Annotated in this window: 14 protein-coding genes and 1 tRNA gene; 11 read left to right on the top strand and 4 right to left on the bottom strand. The window is 73.9% G+C overall.

Annotation, left to right across the window (positions count from 1 at the left end; translation table 11 throughout):
- The first annotated feature begins 355 nt into the window (after window positions 1-355).
- From ACIRFL_RS18630 to ACIRFL_RS18615, 4 genes are all read left to right on the top strand, one after another.
- Complete coding sequence (locus tag ACIRFL_RS18630; RefSeq protein WP_404029590.1) at window positions 356-1,249, top strand: FAD binding domain-containing protein; 894 nt, start codon at window positions 356-358, stop codon at window positions 1,247-1,249.
- Window positions 1,246-3,015, top strand: a complete 1,770-nt coding sequence (locus ACIRFL_RS18625) for a 2Fe-2S iron-sulfur cluster-binding protein (protein ID WP_404029588.1) — start codon at window positions 1,246-1,248, stop codon at window positions 3,013-3,015. The genes ACIRFL_RS18630 and ACIRFL_RS18625 overlap by 4 nt, the downstream gene beginning before the upstream one ends.
- The gene (locus ACIRFL_RS18620; RefSeq protein ID WP_404029587.1) at window positions 3,012-5,321 is read left to right on the top strand and encodes a xanthine dehydrogenase family protein molybdopterin-binding subunit; all 2,310 of its coding nucleotides are present in this window, start codon (window positions 3,012-3,014) and stop codon (window positions 5,319-5,321) included. The genes ACIRFL_RS18625 and ACIRFL_RS18620 overlap by 4 nt, the downstream gene beginning before the upstream one ends.
- A gap of 329 nt (window positions 5,322-5,650) precedes the next feature.
- Complete coding sequence (locus ACIRFL_RS18615; protein WP_404029585.1) at window positions 5,651-6,808, top strand: SUKH-4 family immunity protein; 1,158 nt, start codon at window positions 5,651-5,653, stop codon at window positions 6,806-6,808.
- Window positions 6,809-6,847: 39 nt separating this feature from the next.
- Here the strand turns inward: ACIRFL_RS18615 and ACIRFL_RS18610 are convergent.
- A tRNA-Cys gene (locus ACIRFL_RS18610) sits at window positions 6,848-6,919 on the bottom strand.
- A 198-nt stretch (window positions 6,920-7,117) separates the two neighbouring features.
- Between ACIRFL_RS18610 and ACIRFL_RS18605 the strand changes: the two genes are divergently transcribed.
- The 4 genes from ACIRFL_RS18605 to ACIRFL_RS18590 all read left to right on the top strand — a co-directional run bounded on the left by ACIRFL_RS18605 (window position 7,118) and on the right by ACIRFL_RS18590 (window position 13,037).
- Window positions 7,118-8,650: an MFS transporter gene (locus tag ACIRFL_RS18605; RefSeq protein ID WP_404029583.1), complete on the top strand. Its 1,533-nt coding sequence runs from the start codon at window positions 7,118-7,120 to the stop codon at window positions 8,648-8,650.
- Between the two features lie 574 nt (window positions 8,651-9,224).
- Entirely contained in the window at window positions 9,225-11,012 is a 1,788-nt protein-coding gene (locus ACIRFL_RS18600; protein WP_404029581.1) for a DEAD/DEAH box helicase, read from the top strand.
- 289 nt (window positions 11,013-11,301) lie between these two features.
- The gene (locus ACIRFL_RS18595) at window positions 11,302-11,943 is read left to right on the top strand and encodes an IclR family transcriptional regulator (protein ID WP_404029579.1); all 642 of its coding nucleotides are present in this window, start codon (window positions 11,302-11,304) and stop codon (window positions 11,941-11,943) included.
- 302 nt (window positions 11,944-12,245) lie between these two features.
- Window positions 12,246-13,037 carry a S16 family serine protease gene (locus ACIRFL_RS18590; RefSeq protein WP_404029577.1) on the top strand — a complete coding sequence of 264 codons (792 nt, stop codon included), beginning with the start codon at window positions 12,246-12,248 and terminating at the stop codon, window positions 13,035-13,037.
- 45 nt (window positions 13,038-13,082) lie between these two features.
- Here ACIRFL_RS18590 and ACIRFL_RS18585 read toward each other — a convergent pair whose 3' ends face one another.
- On the bottom strand, window positions 13,083-13,562 hold the full coding sequence (locus ACIRFL_RS18585) for an Lrp/AsnC family transcriptional regulator (RefSeq protein WP_404029575.1): 480 nt from the start codon (window positions 13,560-13,562) through the stop codon (window positions 13,083-13,085).
- Between the two features lie 122 nt (window positions 13,563-13,684).
- On the opposite strand from ACIRFL_RS18585, the gene hppD reads away from it, so the two are divergent.
- Entirely contained in the window at window positions 13,685-14,839 is a 1,155-nt protein-coding gene (gene hppD / locus ACIRFL_RS18580; protein ID WP_404029574.1) for a 4-hydroxyphenylpyruvate dioxygenase, read from the top strand.
- An 80-nt stretch (window positions 14,840-14,919) separates the two neighbouring features.
- Here the strand turns inward: hppD and ACIRFL_RS18575 are convergent, their stop codons facing one another.
- Window positions 14,920-16,380: a tetratricopeptide repeat protein gene (locus tag ACIRFL_RS18575; protein WP_404029573.1), complete on the bottom strand. Its 1,461-nt coding sequence runs from the start codon at window positions 16,378-16,380 to the stop codon at window positions 14,920-14,922.
- 92 nt (window positions 16,381-16,472) lie between these two features.
- Here ACIRFL_RS18575 and ACIRFL_RS18570 point away from each other — a divergent pair, with 92 nt between their 5' ends.
- Window positions 16,473-17,879: an FAD-binding oxidoreductase gene (locus tag ACIRFL_RS18570; RefSeq protein WP_404029572.1), complete on the top strand. Its 1,407-nt coding sequence runs from the start codon at window positions 16,473-16,475 to the stop codon at window positions 17,877-17,879.
- A 19-nt stretch (window positions 17,880-17,898) separates the two neighbouring features.
- Here the strand turns inward: ACIRFL_RS18570 and ACIRFL_RS18565 are convergent, their stop codons facing one another.
- Complete coding sequence (locus ACIRFL_RS18565) at window positions 17,899-18,312, bottom strand: SsgA family sporulation/cell division regulator (RefSeq protein ID WP_404029570.1); 414 nt, start codon at window positions 18,310-18,312, stop codon at window positions 17,899-17,901.
- A 241-nt stretch (window positions 18,313-18,553) separates the two neighbouring features.
- Here ACIRFL_RS18565 and ACIRFL_RS18560 point away from each other — a divergent pair, with 241 nt between their 5' ends.
- On the top strand, window positions 18,554-20,101 hold the full coding sequence (locus ACIRFL_RS18560) for an RDD family protein (RefSeq protein WP_404029569.1): 1,548 nt from the start codon (window positions 18,554-18,556) through the stop codon (window positions 20,099-20,101).
- Window positions 20,102-20,113: the final 12 nt, after the last annotated feature.

Below are 20,113 nucleotides of genomic sequence, written 5' to 3'. Positions count from 1 at the left end.
GCTCCCGTCGGAGGTTTGCTGCGCTGCTCGCTCTCGCCCCGCCTCGCTCCTGCGTGGACCGTTCTCGTCTCGCCCCGCTGCCGCACAGCCCGCTCGGGTCGGTGGCTCGGGGGCGCGGTCCGAACACGTGGTGGAAAAAGACCTCAGGGGTCACCGAAGAGTGTCATTCGTCGCGCACCGGTGAGGGCGGTCGAAAACGGGCCATCTCCCCAGCGAGGCGGGCGAATGCCTCCTAGCGGACCCCCGCGTTCGGGCCTTGCGAAGATGTGCCAGAGTTGCCACGTCCGCCCTGTCAGCACGTACCGTACGGCAACACAGGTGGGACCAGGTGGGGCAGCGGGAAGGGGCAGCCGGTTTGACCACGCACGCACCGCAGGCGGCGCAGGCCGTCACCCTGCCCACGACGCTGGACGAGGCCGTGGCGGCGCTCACCGCCATGCCGGCCGCCGTCCCCGTGGCGGGCGGCACCGACCTCATGGCCGCCGTCAACTCCGGGCAGCTCAGGCCGGCCGCCCTGGTGGGCCTCGGCCGGATCAGCGAGATCCGCGGCTGGCAGTACCAGGACGGCCACGCGCTCCTCGGCGCCGGACTCACGCACGCGCGCATGGGCCGCCCGGACTTCGCGGCCCTGATCCCGGCGCTCGCCGCCGCCGCGCGCGCCGCCGGCCCGCCGCACATCCGCAACGCGGGCACCCTGGGCGGCAACATCGCCTCGGCCGCGCCCACGGGCGACGCGCTGCCGGTCCTCGCCGCCCTGGAGGCGACGCTGGTCATCGCGGGCCCCCAGGGGGCGCGCCGGGAGATCCCGGTCTCGCATCTGCTGGCCGGCGTGGAGATGCTCGGCGGCGGCGAACTCATCGGCTACGTACGCGTGCCGCTGCTGCACGCCCCGCAGGTCTTCCTGAAGGCGACGGGGCGCACGGGCCCCGGCCGGGCCGCCGCTTCCGTGGCGCTCGTCCTCGACCCCGCCCGGCGCGGAGTGCGGTGCGCCGTGGGCGCCATAGCGCCGATGCCGCTGCGGCCCCTGGATGCCGAGCAGTGGGTGGCCCGGCTCATCGACTGGGACAACGACCGCGCGATCGTGCCCGAGGCGCTGCACGCCTTCGGGGAGTACGTCGCCGCGGCCTGCATCCCCGACCCGGCCCCCGAGCAGGACGGCTCCGTACCGCAGCTGCCGCCCGCCGTACTGCACCTGCGGCGCACCGTCGCCGCGCTGGCCCGACGAGCACTGGGGAGGGCGCTGTCGTGACCGACGACCAGCACGGAGAGAACCCGGCCCGGGAGCGCGGCCGCTGGGACCCGCTGCCCCAGGGCGACTACGACGACGGCGCCACCGCCTTCGTGAAGCTGCCCGAGGGGGGCATCGACGCGCTGCTGTCCTCGGACAGCCCGCTCGCCGCGCCCGGCCACGGCTATGTGCCGCCGCAGATAGCGGCGGCAGCCGCCGGGGACGGCACCGACCCGGCGGGCACCGGCGGCTGGTCGCTGCCGGCCGACGGCGCGCAGTGGCCCGACCCGAACGCCGTGCCCCCGCAGCCGGGCGCCGGCGACCGGTTCACGTACCCGCCCGCGGCCACCCAGCACTGGACCTACGAGGAGCCGGCGCCGGCCGCCGGCCAGGACGTGACCGGGCAGTGGTCCATCCCTGTCGCCGGGGGCGACCTTCCGGATGAATCGGGCGAGTTCAGCGCGTCTTCCCTCGTCGAGCAGTGGGGCGGCACGCCGCCGGCCACCCTGCCCGGCGGCGCCCCCGCGCCCTGGGCGACGGAGACCGCGGGACAGCCCTGGGGACAGCAGGCGGCACCGCCCGGACAGCCGGCGGCGCCCCCGGCCGTGGACGGACGGCCGGACGGGGGCGCGCAGCCCACCGCTCCGCAGCGGTTCGCGCCCGCCGAGCCCTACCGGGACGCTCCGGCAGGACCGGGCGAGGCGGCCCCGGCCCCTGACGGCCCGACAGACCAGGCCCCCGCGGGCCACGCTCCCGCGAACCACCCGGCGGACCGCACCGCGTCGGGACACGGCACGGCCGGACACGGCACGGCGGTCCGGCCCGGCGACGGCCACGAGCCCGTGGCCGAACACGCCGCCCCCCAGGCCCCGCCCGAGGCCGACGCGCCGGTCACCCACGAGACGAACGGGACCGCTGCCGCCCCTGAGGCGACCGGGCCCGCCGCGGACCACGAGGCCGTCGGGGGCGGCGGGGCGCCGGGGGCCGCCGACGGCGACGAGGAGGGCCCTGAAGGGGCCGCTGAGCCCCCGGCAGGGCCCGAGGCGACCGACGACGCCCCGACCGGTCCGCACGGCCCGCAGCCGCCCGCCACGCCCGACGGCCCCGCCGCCCCGGCCGAGCAGGCCGCGGACGCCCCGCCGCCCCCGCACGACGACCACCCCCTCGCCTCCTACGTCCTGCGCGTCAACGGCACCGACCGCCCCGTCACCGACGCCTGGATCGGCGAGTCGCTGCTGTACGTGCTGCGCGAGCGGCTCGGGCTCGCCGGCGCCAAGGACGGCTGCTCGCAGGGCGAGTGCGGCGCCTGCAACGTCCAGGTGGACGGGCGCCTCGTCGCCTCCTGCCTGGTGCCCGCGGTCACCGCGGCCGGCAGCGAGGTCCGCACAGTCGAGGGCCTCGCCGTCGACGGCCGGCCCTCCGACGTGCAGCGGGCGCTCGCCCGACGCGGCGCCGTGCAGTGCGGATTCTGCGTCCCCGGCATGGCGATGACCGTGCACGACCTGCTGGAGGGCAACCCGGCGCCCACCGAACTGGAGGCGCGCCAGGCCCTGTGCGGCAACCTGTGCCGCTGCTCCGGCTACCGGGGCGTCCTGGACGCCGTCAAGGAGGTCGTCGCCGAACGCGAGGCGCACAGCGCGGCGGACGCCGAACAGGACGCGGACGGGGCACGTATTCCGCATCAGGCGGGCCCGGGCGCCGGCGGCGTCCGCTCCTCGGCGTTCGAGACGCAGCACGCGCCGGGACCGCACGACCAGCCCTACGGCCAGGACGGAGGCCAGGCGTGAGCAACGAAGCCGGCACCGCGACCACGGTCCCGGAGGCCGCCGACGCCCCCGAACAACTGCCGCACGGCCTCGGCGCGTCCCTGCCGTCGGCCGACGCCCGCGCCAAGACCGAGGGCACCTTCCCGTACGCGGCCGACCTGTGGGCCGAGGGCCTGCTGTGGGCGGCCGTGCTGCGCTCCCCGCACGCGCACGCGCGCATCGTCTCCATCGACACCTCCCACGCGCGCGAGATGCCCGGCGTACGGGCCGTCATCACCCACGAGGACGTGCCCGGCACCCCGCGGCACGGCCGGGGCATCCCCGACCGGCCGGTGTTCGCCTCCGAGGTGGTACGGCACCACGGCGAGCCCATCGCGGCCGTCGCCGCCGACCACCCCGACACCGCGCGGATGGCCGCCGCCGCCGTCATCGTCGAGTACGAGGCCCTGGACCCGGTCACCGACCCCGAGCAGGCGTTCGAGGCCGAACCCCTGCACCCCGACGGCAATCTGATCCGGCACATCCCGCTGCGCCACGGCGACCCGGACGCGGCCGGCGAGGTCGTCGTCGAGGGCCAGTACCGCATCGGCCGCCAGGACCCCGCGCCCATCGGCGCCGAGGCGGGCCTCGCGGTGCCACGCCCCGACGGCGGCGTCGAGCTGTACCTGGCCTCCACCGACCCGCACACCGACCGCAACACCGCCGCCGCCTGCTACGGCCTGCCCCCGGACCGGGTGAAGATCGTCGTCACCGGTGTCCCCGGGGCCACCGCCGACCGCGAGGACCAGGGCTTCCAGCTCCCGCTCGGCCTGCTCGCCCTGAAGACGGGCTGCCCGGTGAAGCTGACCGCGACCCGCGAGGAGTCCTTCCTGGGCCACGCCCACCGGCACCCCACGCTGCTGCGCTACCGCCACCACGCGGACGCCGAGGGCAGGCTGGTGAAGGTCGAGGCGCAGATCCTGCTCGACGCGGGCGCGTACGCCGACACCTCGTCCGAGGCGCTGGCCGCCGCCGTGTCCTTCGCCTGCGGCCCCTACGTCGTGCCGAACGCCTTCATCGAGGGCTGGGCCGTGCGCACCAACAACCCGCCCTCCGGGCATGTGCGCGGCGAGGGCGCGATGCAGGTCTGCGCCGCCTACGAGGCGCAGATGGACAAGCTCGCGAAGAAACTCGGCCTCGACCCGGCGGAGCTGCGCCTGCGCAACACGCTCGCCACCGGGGACGTGCTGCCCATCGGCCAGACGGTGACCTGCCCGGCGCCGGTCGCCGAACTCCTCCAGGCCGTACGGGACTTCCCGCTGCCCGCGCTCCCCAAGGACACCCCCGAGGAGGACTGGCTGCTGCCCGGCGGCCCCGAGGGCGCGGGCGAGCCGGGCGCGGTGCGCCGGGGCGTCGGCTACGGCCTCGGCATGGTCCACATGCTCGGTGCGGAGGGCGCCGACGAGGTCTCCACGGCGACCGTCAAGGTCCAGGACGGGGTGGCGACCGTGCTGTGCGCGGCGGTGGAGACCGGCCAGGGCTTCACCACGCTCGCCCGGCAGATCGTCCAGGAGACCCTGGGCATCGACGAGGTCCACGTGGCGCCCGTCGACACCGACCAGCCCCCGGCCGGCGCGGGCTCCCGCGGCCGGCACACCTGGGTCTCCGGCGGAGCCGTGGAACGCGCGGCGAAGATGGTCCGCACCCAGCTCCTGCAGCCCCTGGCGCACCAGTTCGGGATGTCGACCGAACTCCTCCAGATCACCGACGGCAAGATCACCTCGTACGACGGCGTGCTGTCGACCACCGTCACGGAGGCGCTGGACGGCAAGGAACTGTGGGCCACCGCCCAGTGCCGCCCGCACCCCACCGAGCCGCTGGACGCCTCCGGGCAGGGGGACGCCTTCGTGGGCCTCGCGTTCTGCGCCGTGCGCGCGGTGGTGGACGTCGACATCGAACTCGGTTCCGTGCGGGTCGTGGAGCTGGCCGTCGCGCAGGACGTGGGCCGCGTACTCAACCCGGCGCAGCTGACCGCCCGGATCGAGGCGGGCGTCACCCAGGGCGTCGGCATCGCGCTCACCGAGAACCTGCGCACGCCCCGCGGCCTGATCCGGCACCCCGACCTCACCGGGTACGCGCTGCCCACGGCCCTGGACACACCGGACATCAAGATCGTCAAGCTGGTCGAGGAGCGGGACGTGGTCGCTCCGTTCGGCGCGAAGTCGATCAGCGCGGTCCCGGTGGTCACCTCCCCGGCGGCCGTCGCCTCCGCCGTACGCGCCGCGACCGGCCGCCCGGTCAACCGGCTGCCGATCCGCCCGCAGGCCGCGGTGGTCACCGACCGGTGAGCACGCCCGGGGCGTCCCGGGGCACGCGGTGCGCGGGGCCGCGGTCCGCGGCCGGGACGGCGAGGCGGTTCCGGCCGGTGCGGGCGGCTCCTGCCGGTGCGGTCGATTCGGGCCGGTGAAAGGCGATTTCGGCCGCGACGGAACGTGCGAGGGCCGCACGACGTCCTCTCCGGCGGGGCGTTGTCAGTGGTGCCGCGTAGTGTGACGGTCAGTGGGGGACGGCCGCTTCGGACGCCGGACCGGACGTGCCCCGCGCCAGGGAAGACCGGACCGAGCACGACGGCGTACGACCACGCAGGACGGCGTACGACGGGAATCGCGGGGGAGCGATGAGCACGACCGACACCAGGGCCGCGGCGATCACACTGACCGAGGCCGAGCTGGACCTCTACGTCACGCACGCGCCCACGCGCGGCCTGCTGACCGGCCCCGGACTGCCCGACGACAGCGACCTGCTGACCTTCGCGCCGCTGCGCACGACCGGCCTGCGCACGCTCGCGGACGCCGTCGACGGCCCGGCGCGGCTGGCGGGCGAGCTGCGGGACCGGCTGGTGATAGGGGAACTCCTCGCCCCCTCGGGCATGGAGACGGAGTCGATCCTGCTCGACGGCAGCACAGGCGAGATCACCACCACCCACCTGTTCGACCCGACGGACAGCCGCCCCCTCGCGCCCTCCCTGCACACGCTGCTGCGCTTCGCCGCGGTCACCGAGGAACTGGCCGGTCTGCGCGGCCGGTTCGCCTGCTACGCGGGCCGGTACGGCACCAAGTCCGCCACCGAGGCATCCCGCCGGCTCCTCGCGCTGTTCGAGGAGGGCACGGACGGCGAGGTGCCGCCGTACTGGAAGGCCGCCGCGCTGATCCGCCCGCTCTCCCTGGTCGCGGGCCCCGGCACCGCCCAGGGCCTCGCCCTTGACCTGCCCGGCCGGCTCCTGGACGAGGAGTTCGGGCCGGGCCGGGTGGCCCGCTTCGAGGAGGTGGACTTCTCCGCCGCGCTCACCCACGAGCCGACCCGCCGCTTCCTGCGCGAGACGGGCCTGCCCGAGGACGCGGTGCTCTTCCGCCTCGACACGGACGTACCGCTGCCGACGCTGAGGGAGTACTACAGGGACGAGCGGTCGGAATACCCCCTCGAAGCACTCCCCGCGCACGCCGACCGCCTGATACGCCTCGGCTACCTGATCGAGGACAACAGCCTGGTGGTCGACGGCAGCACGGGCGCGATCCTCAACTTCAGCGAGCCCGAGGCGGCGCTGTACCCGCTCAACACGGACATCTCCACCCTCGCCTACACCCTCTGGCTGCTGCACCACGAGCGCACGATCGACGAGCACCTGGGCCACGAACTGACCACGGAGGCATACGACCAGCTGGCCGCGACGATGATCCGGACCCTCACGTCGATCGACCCGACCCCGACGACAACGGACGCGGACTGGCACTACTGGACGGAACTCTTCCAGAACGAGGCAGGCGGCGTCCTCTGAAGCACACCAGCCCCTCCGGGACCGGTCGAGACGCGATAGAGGCCGTGGCGGGAATTGAACCCGCGTAACTCGCTTTGCAGGCGAGCCCCTGAACCACTCGGGCACACGGCCGTGTCGATGGGACGACCGTAGGGCGGGGCGGGGAAGCGGATCAAGGGGGACGCGGGGGCTGCAACGGGACTGCCATACGGCGTTCATGAAGTTCATGAAAGGGGGGAGCCATCCAGGGGAGACGTACGACCAAGGTCTCAGGCCGGGGCAGCCCTGCGACAGGGGTCAATGTCGGTTGTGGGCCTTACGCTGGCCGTCATGACCGTCCATGAGCCGCGCGACACCGACGTCGCAGACGAACCAGCAGACGAGCCCGCAGGCAGACCCGAGGAAGGAGTGCTGGGCCGGACGTACCGGGCGCTGAGCATCGGGATCGTCTCGGTGGTGCTACTGATCGCCTTCGAGGCGACCGCGGTGGGTACGGCGATGCCGGTGGCCGCGCGCGAGTTGGACGGGGTGTCCCTGTACGCGTTCGCGTTCTCCGGATACTTCACCACCAGCCTGTTCGGCATGGTGCTCGCCGGACAGTGGTCGGACCGGCGGGGGCCGCTGGGGGCGCTGACCACGGGGATCGGCTCCTTCGCGGTGGGGCTGGTGGTGGCCGGGGCCGCCGGTTCCATGTGGGTGTTCATCCTGGGGCGGGCCGTGCAGGGCCTGGGCGGCGGGCTGGTGATCGTCGCGCTGTACGTGGTCGTGGGCCGGGCCTACCCGGAGCGGTTGCGTCCCGCGATCATGGCGGCGTTCGCGGCCGGCTGGGTCGTCCCGTCGATCGTCGGCCCGCTCGCCGCCGGCGCCGTCACCGAGCACCTGGGCTGGCGGTGGGTGTTCCTGGCGATCCCGGTGCTGGTCGTGCTCCCGCTGGCGCTCGCGCTGCCGCAGATACGACGGCGCGCGGCCGGCCCCGTGGACACCGGCGCCCGGACCGGCGGCACCGCCTCCGGCGGCACTGCTCTTGACAGCACGGGGTCCGGGGGCAAGGCGTCCGGGGGCAAGGCGTCCGGCTCCGTCGGCCGGCGGCGCATCCGGCTCGCGTTCGCCGTCTCCCTGGGCGCGGCGCTGCTCCAGTTCGCCGCGCAGGACCTGCGCTGGGTCTCCCTCGTCCCGGGGGTGGCGGGCGCGGCGCTGCTGGTGCCGGCCGTGCTCGGGCTGCTGCCCCGCGGCACCTACCGGGCGGCGCGCGGGCTGCCGTCCGTCGTGCTGCTGCGCGGGGTCGCCGCGGGGTCCTTCATCGCGGCCGAGTCGTTCGTGCCGCTGATGCTGGTGACCGAGCGGGGGCTGTCGCCGACGCTGGCCGGGTTCTCGCTGGCGGCGGGCGGCGGCACCTGGGCGCTGGGGTCCTGGGTGCAGTCCCGGCCGCGTGCCGAACCGCACCGGGAGCGGCTGATGACCGTCGGCATGGTGCTGACGGCGGCCGCGATCGCCGCCGCCTCCAGCGTGCTCGTGCCCGCCGTGCCCGCGTGGACCGTCGCCGTCGCCTGGGGATTCGGCTGCTTCGGGATGGGGCTGGTGATCTCCTCCAGCAGCGTGCTCCTGCTGCGGCTGTCCGCCCCGGAGGAGGCCGGCGCCAACTCCGCCGCCCTGCAGATCTCCGACGGTCTGTCCAACGTCGTCCTGCTGGCGGCGGCGGGCGCCGCGTTCGCCGCGCTGGGGGGTGGCAGCATGGCCGCCTCCGCGGCCGAGACCGCCACCGGTGGCGCCGGCCACCCCGGCGCCTTCGCCGCGGTGTTCCTGCCGATGGCCGGGGTGGCGTTGATCGGGGTCTGGGTGACGACGCGACTGCGCACCCGCTGAGCGACCGCGGACACACGCGGCCGAGCCCTCGCCCCTGCCCGTCGGCACGCGGCACGCGGCGCGCTGTCGGTGAGGTGGTGCGGTGCAGTGGTGTGGGGGTGCTGTGCCTTCACCCCTGAACGTCGACGGGTGGACTGCGGCGGTGTGGTGGCTTCGTCCCTGTCTGCCGGCGTGTGGGGCGCGGTCGGTGAGGTGGGCGGGCGCGTTGTGTGTTCGCCCTGTCCGTCGGCGCGCGGCTTGCTCTCCTTGGCTGGGCCGGCCTGTCGGGGCTTCGCTCGGGGGCGGTGTCGTGTTCGGCGTGGGCTGGTCCCGCTGTGCACCACCGTGGAGCACCGTGGTGCGGGCGGGGTTCGGGGGTGGCGTCCGTCCGTGTGGGCGGATGTGGCGGCGTGTGTCTCCTGTGACGTCTGTCCCACCCGCGGGCGACCCGGGCCGGTTCGCGCGTGGGTGGCCGTGGGGCGCCGGTAGGGTGGCCCGGTTGTCATACCCAGCCGAGCCGCCCGACCTCACCCATGACCGCCGTGGCCGAACCGCTGAGCGCGGCCCACTGCTTCGACCCTCTGCACCGGAGACCGTGACTACCGCCGCTTCCTCCCACCACCTTTCCCCCGCCTTCCCCGGCCGCGCTCCCTGGGGCACCGCCAGCAAGCTGCGCGCGTGGCAGCAAGGGGCGTTGGAGAAGTACGTCCAGGAGCAGCCGCGTGACTTCCTCGCCGTCGCCACGCCCGGCGCCGGCAAGACGACCTTCGCGCTGACCCTGGCGTCCTGGCTGCTGCACCACCATGTCGTCCAGCAGGTGACCGTGGTCGCGCCGACCGAGCATCTGAAGAAGCAGTGGGCTGAGGCGGCGGCGCGGATAGGGATCAAGCTGGACCCCGAGTACAGCGCGGGCCCGCTCGGCAAGGAGTACGACGGGATCGCCGTGACCTACGCCGGTGTCGGTGTGCGCCCGATGCTGCACCGCAACCGCGTCGAGCAGCGCAAGACCCTCGTGATCCTCGACGAGATCCACCACGCCGGCGACTCCAAGTCCTGGGGCGAGGCATGCCTGGAGGCGTTCGAGCCTGCGACGCGGCGGCTCGCGCTCACCGGCACCCCCTTCCGTTCCGACACCAATCCCATCCCCTTCGTCATGTACGAGGAGGGGCAGGACGGAATCCGGCGGTCCGCCGCCGACTACACGTACGGCTACGGGTCCGCGCTGTCGGACGGAGTGGTGCGGCCCGTCATCTTCCTCTCCTACAGCGGCAACATGCGCTGGCGCACCAAGGCCGGCGACGAGGTCGCCGCCCGGCTCGGCGAACCCATGACGAAGGACGCCGTCAGCCAGGCGTGGCGGACCGCGCTCGACCCGCGCGGCGAGTGGATGCCGAGCGTGCTGCGCGCCGCCGACCAGCGGCTCACCGAGGTCAGGAAGGCCATCCCGGACGCGGGCGCGCTGGTCATCGCCACCGACCAGGACTCGGCGCGCGCCTACGCCAAGCTCATCCGGGAGATCACCGGCAGCCGTGCGACGGTCGTCCTGTCCGACGACATCGGCGCCTCCAAGAAGATCGACGAGTTCAGCGAGGGCACCGACCGCTGGATGGTCGCCGTCCGCATGGTGTCCGAGGGCGTGGACGTGCCCCGGCTCGCGGTCGGCGTGTACGCCACGACCATCTCCACGCCGCTGTTCTTCGCTCAGGCCGTCGGCCGGTTCGTGCGTTCCCGGCGGCGCGGCGAGACCGCCTCCGTTTTCCTGCCGACCATTCCCGACCTGCTCACCTTCGCCAACGAGATGGAGGTCGAGCGCGACCACGCCCTCGACAAGCCGAAGAAGGAGGGCGAGGAGGACCCGTACGCCGAGTCCGAGAAGGAGATGGAGGAGGCGAACAAGGAGCAGGACGAGGACACCGGCGAGCAGGACATGCTGCCCTTCGAGGCGCTGGAGTCCGACGCCGTCTTCGACCGGGTGCTCTACGACGGGGCCGAGTTCGGCATGCAGGCCCACCCGGGCAGCGAGGAGGAACAGGACTACCTGGGCATTCCGGGCCTGTTGGAGCCCGACCAGGTGCAACTGCTGCTGCAGAAGCGGCAGGCACGGCAGATCGCGCACAGCCGCAAGAAACCGGATGCCGAGGCCGACCTGCTCGAACTGCCCGCCGAGCGGCGGCCGGTGGTCAGCCACAAGGAGATGATGGAGCTGCGCAAGCGGCTCAACACGCTGGTCAGCGCGTACGTCCATCAGAGCGGTAAGCCGCACGGGGTGATCCACACCGAGCTGCGGCGGGTGTGCGGCGGGCCGCCGAGCGCCGAGGCGACGGCGGGGCAGTTGCGGCAGAGGATCGCCAAGGTGCAGGAGTGGGCCACGCGGATGCGGTGACACCGGAGTTCGGTGTGGGGAGCGTATCGGGACGAACACGGATGGTTCATACCGGGGGGTGCCCGGATTCTGGACGGAGGCTTCCGCTCAGCGAACCGGCTTCGCTACTGTCCGGATACGCACACGCCCCGTGGCAGCGCCGCCGCGGAGCGCAGCCGTGAAGCGACTGGGCCCGGAGCCGCCGGGCCGTCCTGCCGATCGGCGGCCTCTGAAACGCCTCGCCGACGGGACTCGGTGACGCAACCGCCACCAGTAGGTCGCCGACCTCACCACCTAAGGAGTGGGCGTCGTGACCGCGGAGACCTCCCAGACGCTCGACAGGGGACTGCGGGTCCTCAAGCTGCTGGCCGACACGGACCACGGGCTGACCGTCACCGAGCTTTCCCATCGACTGGGCGTGAACCGGACCGTGGTGTACCGGCTGCTCGCCACGCTCGAACAGCATGCGCTCGTCCGGCGCGACCTGGGCGGTCGGGCCCGGGTCGGACTGGGCGTGCTGCGGCTCGGTCGGCAGGTGCATCCGCTGGTACGGGAGGCCGCGCTGCCCGCGCTGCGGTCGCTGGCCGAGGACATCGGGGCGACGGCCCATCTGACGCTGGTGGACGGCTCGGACGCGCTGGCGGTCGCCGTCGTGGAGCCCACGTGGACGGACTATCACGTGGCGTACCGGGCGGGGTTCCGGCATCCGCTGGACCGCGGGGCCGCGGGCCGGGCGATCCTCGCGGCCCGGCAGGCGCCGCCCGCGGACCCCGGTTACACCCTGATCCAGGGCGAGTTGGAGGCCGGGGCCTGCGGGGCGGCGGCGCCGCTGATCGGGGTGACCGGGGTGGAGGGCAGCGTCGGTGTGGTGATGCTGGCGGACTCCGTCCCGGAGCGGGTCGGTCCCCGGGTCCTGGACGCGGCGCGAGAGGTCGCCGAGGCCCTTCGCTGACGGCGCCTCCGGCTTGCGGCACCCTCAGCCCATGCGGTCGGTGGTCGGGTGTGGGTGCGTTGTGGCTTGTCGCGCAGTTCCCCGCGCCCCTGAGGGGCGCGGCCCCCTGGCCGGGATCACATGGCACCCTCAGCCCGTGCGGTCGGTGGTCGGGTGTGGGTGCGTTGTGGCTTGTCGCGCAGTTCCCCGCGCCCCTGAGGGGCGCGGCCTCCGCTGGCGGTGCCGTTTGGCGGGGTGTTTGCCGTGGTGGGTGGGGTTGGGCGGGCGGTGGCCCGGTGGGCGGGTCGCGTTAGATTGACCCCGTGCTCTCTCGTCTCACGCGCCTCCAGGCCGTCGCCGTCTGTGCCCTGCCCGTCGCGGCACTGATCGCCACCGCGGTCTTCGCGCCGCTGCCGTTCTCGGTGGCGCAGCCCGGGATGACGGCGAACGTGCTCGGCGCGAACAGGGGCACCGAGGTGATCACCATCTCCGGTGCGCCGAGCCGGCGGACGAGCGGCGAACTGCGGATGACGACCATCGAGGCCACCTCCCCGGACGCGAACGTCTCGCTCGGCGACGTGATCGACAACTGGTTCCGCACGGACCGGGCGGTCATGCCGCGCGACTCGGTCTATCCGAGCGGGAACAGCGTCAAGGAGATCGAGCGGCACAACGTCGAGCAGATGCAGCAGTCCCAGGACGCCGCCACTCGGGCCGCGCTGGGCTACCTCGATCTGACCGACAAGAACGTCAAGGTCACGTTGCGGCTCGCGGACGTCGGCGGCCCCAGCGCAGGCCTGCTGTTCTCCCTCGGGATCGTGGACAAGCTGGACGGCGACGGCAGCGGCGGCGACCTCACCGGCGGGCGCACCATCGCCGGCACGGGCACGATCGACACCGACGGGACCGTCGGGGCGGTGGGCGGTGTGTCCCTGAAGACGCAGGCGGCCCGGCGGGACGGGGCGACGGTGTTCCTGGTGCCGAAGGCGGAGTGCGCCGACGCCAAGGCGGAACTGCCGAAGGGGCTGCGGCTGATCCCCGTCACCACGCTCAAGGGCGCGGTGGACTCCCTGGTCGCCCTGGAGAAGAACAAGCCCTCGGTCCCGACCTGCTAGGCGCTCCGCTGGAGGAGCCGCATATCGATACAGCCCCGCGCCCCTTCAAGGCGCTGCCCGGTCCCCTGACGCCTGTTCCACCAGCGGGATGATCCGCAGTGGGACCGGGTTCTCCATGACGATCGCCGTGGCGGCGCGGACGATGCCCTCGAAACCGACGACCCGGTCGATCACCCGCTGCAGATCGGCGTTCGAGCGGGCCACCAGACGGCACAGCATGTCCCCGGTCCCGGTGGTGGTGTGCAGCTCCAGCACCTCCGGCACGGAAGCCAAGTGCGCCCGCACGTCGGGCCCTTGGCCCTGCCGGATCTCCAGCGTGGCGAAGGCGGTGACGGGATAGCCGAGGGCCGCCGGATCCACCTGCGGGCCGAAGCCGCGGATGACACCGTGGGACTGGAGCCGGTCCAGCCGCGCCTGCACGGTGCCCCGGGCGACACCCAGCCGGCGGGACATCTCCAGTACGCCGATCCGCGGCTCCCGGGCCAGCAGGACGATGATGCGCCCGTCCAGATGATCGATCGCCATCGCGCCTCCCGCGGTGGTCATCCTGTACAGATGGGCCGCCGATACGGCCGTTCGGCCCTACAGATTGCCCAGTGGATACGCAAACTATTGCGCACCTTGCAGGCCGGAGCCAGGCTTCCGCTATGGCCGTAATCGATGCGAACTCACAGCACACGCCCGACACCGCACGGCAGGCCGACCCCTTCCCGGTCAAGGGAATGGACGCGGTCGTCTTCGCCGTGGGCAACGCCAAGCAGGCCGCGCACTACTACTCCACCGCCTTCGGCATGCGGCTGGTCGCCTACTTCGGACCGGAGAACGGCAGCCGCGAGACTGCTAGCTACGTCCTGGAGAACGGCTCCGCCCGCTTCGTGTTCACCTCCGTGATCAAGCCCGCCACCGACTGGGGCCGCTTCCTCGCCCAGCACGTGGCCGAGCACGGTGACGGCGTCGTCGACCTCGCCATCGAGGTGCCGGACGCGCGCGCCGCCCACGCCTACGCCGTCGAGCACGGCGCCCGCTCCGTGGCGGAGCCGTACGAGCTGAAGGACGCGCACGGCACGGTCGTCCTCGCCGCGATCGCGACGTACGGCGAGACCCGGCACACCCTGGTGGAACGCTCCGGCTACGACGGGCCCTACCTGCCCGGCTACGCCGCCGCCGACCCGATCGTCGAGCCCCCCGCCCGGAGGACCTTCCAGGCCGTCGACCACTGCGTCGGCAACGTGGAACTCGGCCGCATGAACGAGTGGGTCGGCTTCTACAACAAGGTCATGGGCTTCACGAACATGAAGGAGTTCGTGGGCGACGACATCGCGACCGAGTACAGCGCCCTGATGTCCAAGGTCGTGGCCGACGGCACGCTCAAGGTCAAGTTCCCGATCAACGAGCCCGCGCTCGCCAAGAAGAAGTCCCAGATCGACGAGTACCTGGAGTTCTACGGCGGCGCCGGCGTCCAGCACATCGCCCTCAGCACCAACGACATCGTCCAGACCGTACGCACCATGCGCGCGGCCGGCGTCGAGTTCCTGGACACCCCCGACGCCTACTACGACACCCTCGGCGACTGGGTCGGGGACACCCGCGTCCCGGTCGACACCCTCCGTGAGCTGAAGATCCTCGCCGACCGCGACGAGGACGGCTATCTGCTGCAGATCTTCACCAAGCCGGTCCAGGACCGCCCGACCGTCTTCTTCGAGATCATCGAACGCCATGGCTCGATGGGCTTCGGCAAGGGCAACTTCAAGGCCCTGTTCGAGGCGATCGAGCGGGAACAGGAGCGACGCGGCAACCTCTGAGCCCACCTCCGGCCCGGCACAGGTCCGGGCCGCGGGGTCCGGGGGCCCCGGCGGTACCTCGCCGGGGCCCCCGCGGCGGTTCACCAGGCGGGGGCCGGGTCGTCCGGGGGGTCGCCCAGGGACTGCAGGGCCGCTCTCGCCTGGGCCGCCCGGGTGGGGGAGAAGTACGGGTTGATCTGCAGGGCCTCCTTGAGGTGGCGGCGAGCCAGGGAGTACTCGCCCAGGTCGCGTTCGATCATGCCGCGGTGGAAGACGTACAGCGCGCTGCGCACGCCGCCGCCCTTCGTCTTGTCCGTCGCCTTCTCCGCGTACTCCAGCCCCTCATCCGGGTCCCCGGACCGGTACAGCGCCCAGCCCAGCGCGTCCGCCACCTCGATCCCCGGCTGCCGTTCCCACTCGCCGCGCAGCCGCCGCACCGCCTCCTGCGGGTCGCCGTGGTCCGCCTCGTACTGCCCGATGACCAGGTCGTCGTCGACCCCGCCCGCGATGTCCCGCTCCGCGCGCTGCCGCAGCAGGTCGTACTGGCCCCGGGCCTCCTGCACCATGCCCAGCGACTCGTACAGCTCGCCCAGTTCCAGCGCGTACTGCGGGGACGGCCGGCCCGTCAGCGCGAGGACATAGGCGTCGACCGCCTGCGCCGTGCGGCCCAGCGCGGCCAGCGCCCGTCCCTGCCCGGCGAGCGCGGCCCGCTGGTCCGGGTCCAGCCGGACGGCCGCCTCGAAGTGCCGCAGCGCGTCCTCCCGGTCCCCGCGCTCCCACGCAAGCTGCCCCGCCTGCTCCAGGTAGGCGGCCTGTTCGGCGGGGGTACCGGCGGTCGCCGCGGCGTCCGCGAGCTGCGCCGCCGCGTCCTCGCGCCAGCCCCGGTCGCGGTAGACGGCGGAGGCACGCGCCATCACCGCCGGGCGTTCGGCGGGCGAGGTGCGCAGCGCCATCAGCTTGTCCAGCGTGCCGCGGGCCGCCTCGTAGTCACCGAGCCCGGTATAGGCGTCGATCAGCAGCGCGTACGTCGTCCAGCGCGGGGGCTGGAGCGTCAGCGCCTGCTCGCCCTGCCGCCTGGCCTCGCCGAAGTCCCGCCGGGCGTTGGCGAGGGCCGCCAGCCCGTCGAGGGCCTGCGCGTTGGCCGTCGGCCGCTCCCGCAGGGAGGCCCGCAGCGCGGTCTCGGCCTTCGGGAAGTTCTGGGCGTCCGCGGTTCTGCGTCCGTGCTCCACATAGGCCGTTCCCAGCACGGCCCATGCCTGTGCGTCCCGCGGATGCGTCCGCAGATACAGCTCCCGGTCCCTGATGAGTGCCGCAAGGCCGGGCAGCGCGGCGGGCATCCCGGCGGTCACCGTGGTGAGCTGCGGCGGGCCCGGCGCGGGCGCGGGCGGCCGGACCGGCGGCGGCTGCGGGGGCGGCAGCAGCATCAGCACTCCGATGTATCCGGCGGCACCCGCGGTACCGGCCGTCACCAGGGTGACCAGCACCCGCCGCAGCACGCGACCGCGCCGCCGCGGCGCGGCGGCCACCAGGGACGTGCCAGGACCGGACTGTTCGTTCTCCATAGTCATACTGTGCGTTCATATGACCACCGCAGTCCGGCAGCCGAAGGCGCGCCCCCGATGGGGTTCACACCGATGGCCCCGGGTGCGAGGCTGTGATCATGAGCCGAATCGAAGCCGCACCCGACACAGCCTTGGGCGACCTGACCGACCGGCTCCGCGCGGGCCTGCCGGCCGAGGCCGTCCTCACCGATCCCGACGTCACGACCTCGTACGCCAACGACATGGCGAGCTTCTGCCCGGCCGGCAGCCCGGCCGTGGTGGTGCTGCCGCGCACGGTCGAAGAGGTCCAGCACGTCATGCGCACCGCCACCGAACTGCGCGTCCCCGTCGTCCCGCAGGGCGCCCGCACCGGCCTGTCCGGCGGCGCCAACGCCGCCGACGGCTGCATCGTGCTGTCCCTCACCAAGATGGACCGCATCCTGGAGATCAGCCCGGTCGACCGCGTCGCCGTCGTCGAGCCCGGAGTCGTCAACGCCACGCTCTCCCGCGCGGTCGAGGAGCACGGCCTGTACTACCCGCCGGACCCCTCCAGCTGGGAGATGTGCACCATCGGCGGCAACATCGGCACCGCCTCCGGCGGCCTGTGCTGTGTGAAGTACGGGGTGACCGCCGAGTACGTGCTCGGCCTGGACGTCGTCCTCGCCGACGGCCGCCTGCTGTCCACCGGCCGCCGCACCGCGAAGGGAGTGGCGGGGTACGACCTGACCCGCCTGTTCGTCGGCTCCGAGGGCTCGCTCGGCATCGTCGTACGAGCCGTCCTCGCGCTGAAGCCCAAGCCGCCGCGGCAACTGGTGCTCGCGGCCGAGTTCGCCTCCGCGGCCGCCGCCTGCGACGCGGTGTGCCGGATCATGGCGGGCGGCCATGTGCCGTCCCTGCTGGAACTCATGGACCGGACGACGGTCAAGGCCGTCAACGACCTCGCCCACATGGGCCTGCCGGAGTCCACCGAGGCGCTGCTGCTGGCCGCGTTCGACACCCCCGACCCGACCGCCGACCTGGCCGCCGTCGGCGCGCTGTGCGAGGCCGCCGGCGCCACCGAGGTGGTCCCCGCCGACGACGCCGCCGAGTCCGACCTGCTCCTTCAGGCCCGCCGGCTGTCCCTGACCGCGCTGGAGGCGGTCAAGGGCACCACGATGATCGACGACGTGTGCGTGCCCCGCTCCCGGCTGGGCGAGATGCTGGAGGGCGTCGAGCGCATCGCCGACAAGTACCGGCTGACCATCGGGGTGTGCGCGCACGCCGGCGACGGCAACACCCATCCCACCGTCTGCTTCGACGCCCAGGACGCCGAGGAGTCCCGGCGGGCCCGCGAGTCCTTCGACGAGATCATGGCCCTCGGCCTCAGGCTGGGCGGCACCATCACCGGCGAGCACGGCGTCGGCGTCCTGAAGAAGGAGTGGCTGGCCCAGGAGATCGGTCCGGTCGGCGTGGAGCTGCAGCGCGCCGTCAAGCAGGTCTTCGACCCGCTGGGCATCCTCAACCCGGGCAAGCTGTTCTGACCCCGCGCCGCACCCGGCGTCACCGGGCGAGCAACTGGTGGAGCGCGTCGTCGAGGCCCAGCTGCTCCGCCTCGGAGCCCGGCGGCACCATCCGCAGGGTCCGCTCGAGCCAGGCGGACACCAGGGTGGTCGGCGCCTCCAGCAGGGCGTCGCCGTCGGGCGAGCTGAGCGCCATCAGCACGGCGCTGCGGCCGCTCGCCTTGGTCGGCCATACCCGCACGTCCCCGTGCCCGCACGGCCGGAACACCCCCTCGACCAGCAGTTCGCGGGCGAACGTCCAGTGGACGGGCTGCTCGGAGTTGATGTGGAAGCTGATGTGGACGGCGTACGGGTCGTCGGTGCGGTAGGAGAGCCGCGCCGGGACCGGCACGCTGCGCTCCGGCGACAGGATGAGCCTCAGCTCCAGTTCGCGCTCCACCACGGTGCAGTGCATGACGTGCGGTTCCTCTCTCGGGCAGGTGTACGGGGCGCCGCGGGCGGTCCCGTACGAGTGGAGAGAGGGCGGGGGCGCGGGCATTACGCGGGTTCGGAGAACTTTTTCCCACGGCTGTGGAGCCGGTGCGCGCGGATCCCCGGAAAGGAGTGGGTCCGGCCGGACTGGCCGTGGCGGGCCACCGGGTCTGATAGATGTGGAGGCCCCCAACCGACTTCCGAGCAGATACGGGACGACGGACATGAGCGCCCCAACCCCGGCCCCCGGCGACGACAGGCCACGCGAGGGCTATTACCCGGACCCCTCCATCCCCGGCTACGTCCGGTACTGGAACGGGGCCGCCTGGGTGCCGGGCACCAGCCGGCCAGCCCCCCGGGACGGCGAACCGCTCACCCCGCCGCCCGGGACGCGTCCGGCCGCACCCGCGGTCGAGGAGACCGGCCCGCACTTCTTCGACGAGGACCCGCAGCCGGAGCCCGCCGGGCCGCAGCCCGAGCCCGCCGGGCCCGAGCCGGCATCCGCGTGGGGTGCCGACCGGTCCCGGCAGTCCGGCTTCGGCGGCGAACCGGACCGCCGGATCTCCTGGGGCGCCGACCCGCGGGTGCCCGGGGCCGACCCGCGGGTGCCCGCCGATCCGCCGCCGGCGCCGGACGGCCGGGCCACCAGCACCGACGGCACGGCGACGATCCCGCCGGCCGAATCCGGTGATCTGCCCGCGAGCGGCACGTTCGTCTTCCGCCGTCCCATCCCCGGCCCGGCCGCCGCGCCCGCCGCCGAGGACGAGGGCACCATGACCTTCCGCGCGGTGCCGCGCACCGGGGAGCCGGGCGCGGCGGCCCCCGCCGACCGGAGCGGGCCGGCCTTCGGCGCGCCCTCGGGGCAGCCGGGTCCTGCCGGGTCCGGCGGGTCCGGCGCGGCGATCCCGGCACAGGGCTCCGGCGCGGCCGGTTCCGCCTCCGCTCCCGCCGGCGCTCCGGGCACGGGCAGTGCGGCTTCGCCCGGTGCGGGTTCCTCCGGTGCTTCCCCCGGCGGCAGTTCCGGCGGGCCCGGGTTCGGGGCGGGCAAGGCCGCCGCGGCCCGTGCCGCGGCGGCGCAGGGCGAGGGCCAGGCGGCGGGCGCCGCGGCCCGGACCGCCGCTCCCGCCGTACCGCAGCAGTCCACCCCCGTGACCACCGGGCCCGGCGGCGGGCAGTCCTCCTGGGCCCAGCAGGTGCACCGGCTCGCGGGCGGCGGCGACGAGCAGCCCGTGGCGCCCTGGAAGCCGCCCGTGGAGGACCCCTTCCAGGCGATGGCGCGGCGGCAGGCGGCGGCCCGGCCCGCGGCGCTCGGCAAGCGGCTCGCGGCCCGGCTGGTCGACACCGTGGCCGTCGGCGCCGTCACCGCCGTGGCCGCCGTACCGCTCGGCACCAGGGCGGCCGACCACATCCAGGAGAAGATCGACGCGGCCAAGCTCTCCGGCCGCACGGTCACGGTCTGGCTGCTCGACGGCACGACGGGCACGTACCTCGGCATCGTCCTCGCCGTCCTGCTCCTCGCCGGTGTCCTCTACGAGGTGCTGCCCACCGCCAAGTGGGGCCGCACCCTGGGCAAGCGGCTGTGCGGCCTGGAGGTGCGGGACATCGAGGGCCATGAGCCGCCGGCCTTCGGCGCGTCCCTGCGGCGCTGGCTCGTGCACACCGTCCCGGGTCTGCTCGGCATCGGTGTCGTCGGCTTCGCCTGGTGCCTGTTCGACCGCCCGTGGCACCAGTGCTGGCACGACAAGGCGGCCCACACCTTCGTCGCGGGCTGACCAAGGGCCCTA

This window comes from Streptomyces sp. NPDC102462 (assembly GCF_044765425.1).
In the GTDB taxonomy this organism is placed as follows: Bacteria; Actinomycetota; Actinomycetes; order Streptomycetales; family Streptomycetaceae; genus Streptomyces.
This window is presented reverse-complemented; position numbering and strand designations above follow the sequence as displayed.

Bases quoted from the DNA above. Each gene is read 5' to 3' on its own strand.
- ACIRFL_RS18615 (WP_404029585.1), top strand. From the start codon at position 5,651: ATGAGCACGACCGACACCAGGGCCGCGGCGATCACACTGACCGAGGCC.
- ACIRFL_RS18585 (WP_404029575.1), bottom strand. From the start codon at position 13,562: ATGGCGATCGATCATCTGGACGGGCGCATCATCGTCCTGCTGGCCCGG.
- ACIRFL_RS18560 (WP_404029569.1), top strand. From the start codon at position 18,554: ATGAGCGCCCCAACCCCGGCCCCCGGCGACGACAGGCCACGCGAGGGC.
- ACIRFL_RS18575 (WP_404029573.1), bottom strand. From the start codon at position 16,380: ATGGAGAACGAACAGTCCGGTCCTGGCACGTCCCTGGTGGCCGCCGCG.
- ACIRFL_RS18565 (WP_404029570.1), bottom strand. From the start codon at position 18,312: ATGCACTGCACCGTGGTGGAGCGCGAACTGGAGCTGAGGCTCATCCTG.
- ACIRFL_RS18605 (WP_404029583.1), top strand. From the start codon at position 7,118: ATGACCGTCCATGAGCCGCGCGACACCGACGTCGCAGACGAACCAGCA.
- hppD (WP_404029574.1), top strand. From the start codon at position 13,685: ATGGCCGTAATCGATGCGAACTCACAGCACACGCCCGACACCGCACGG.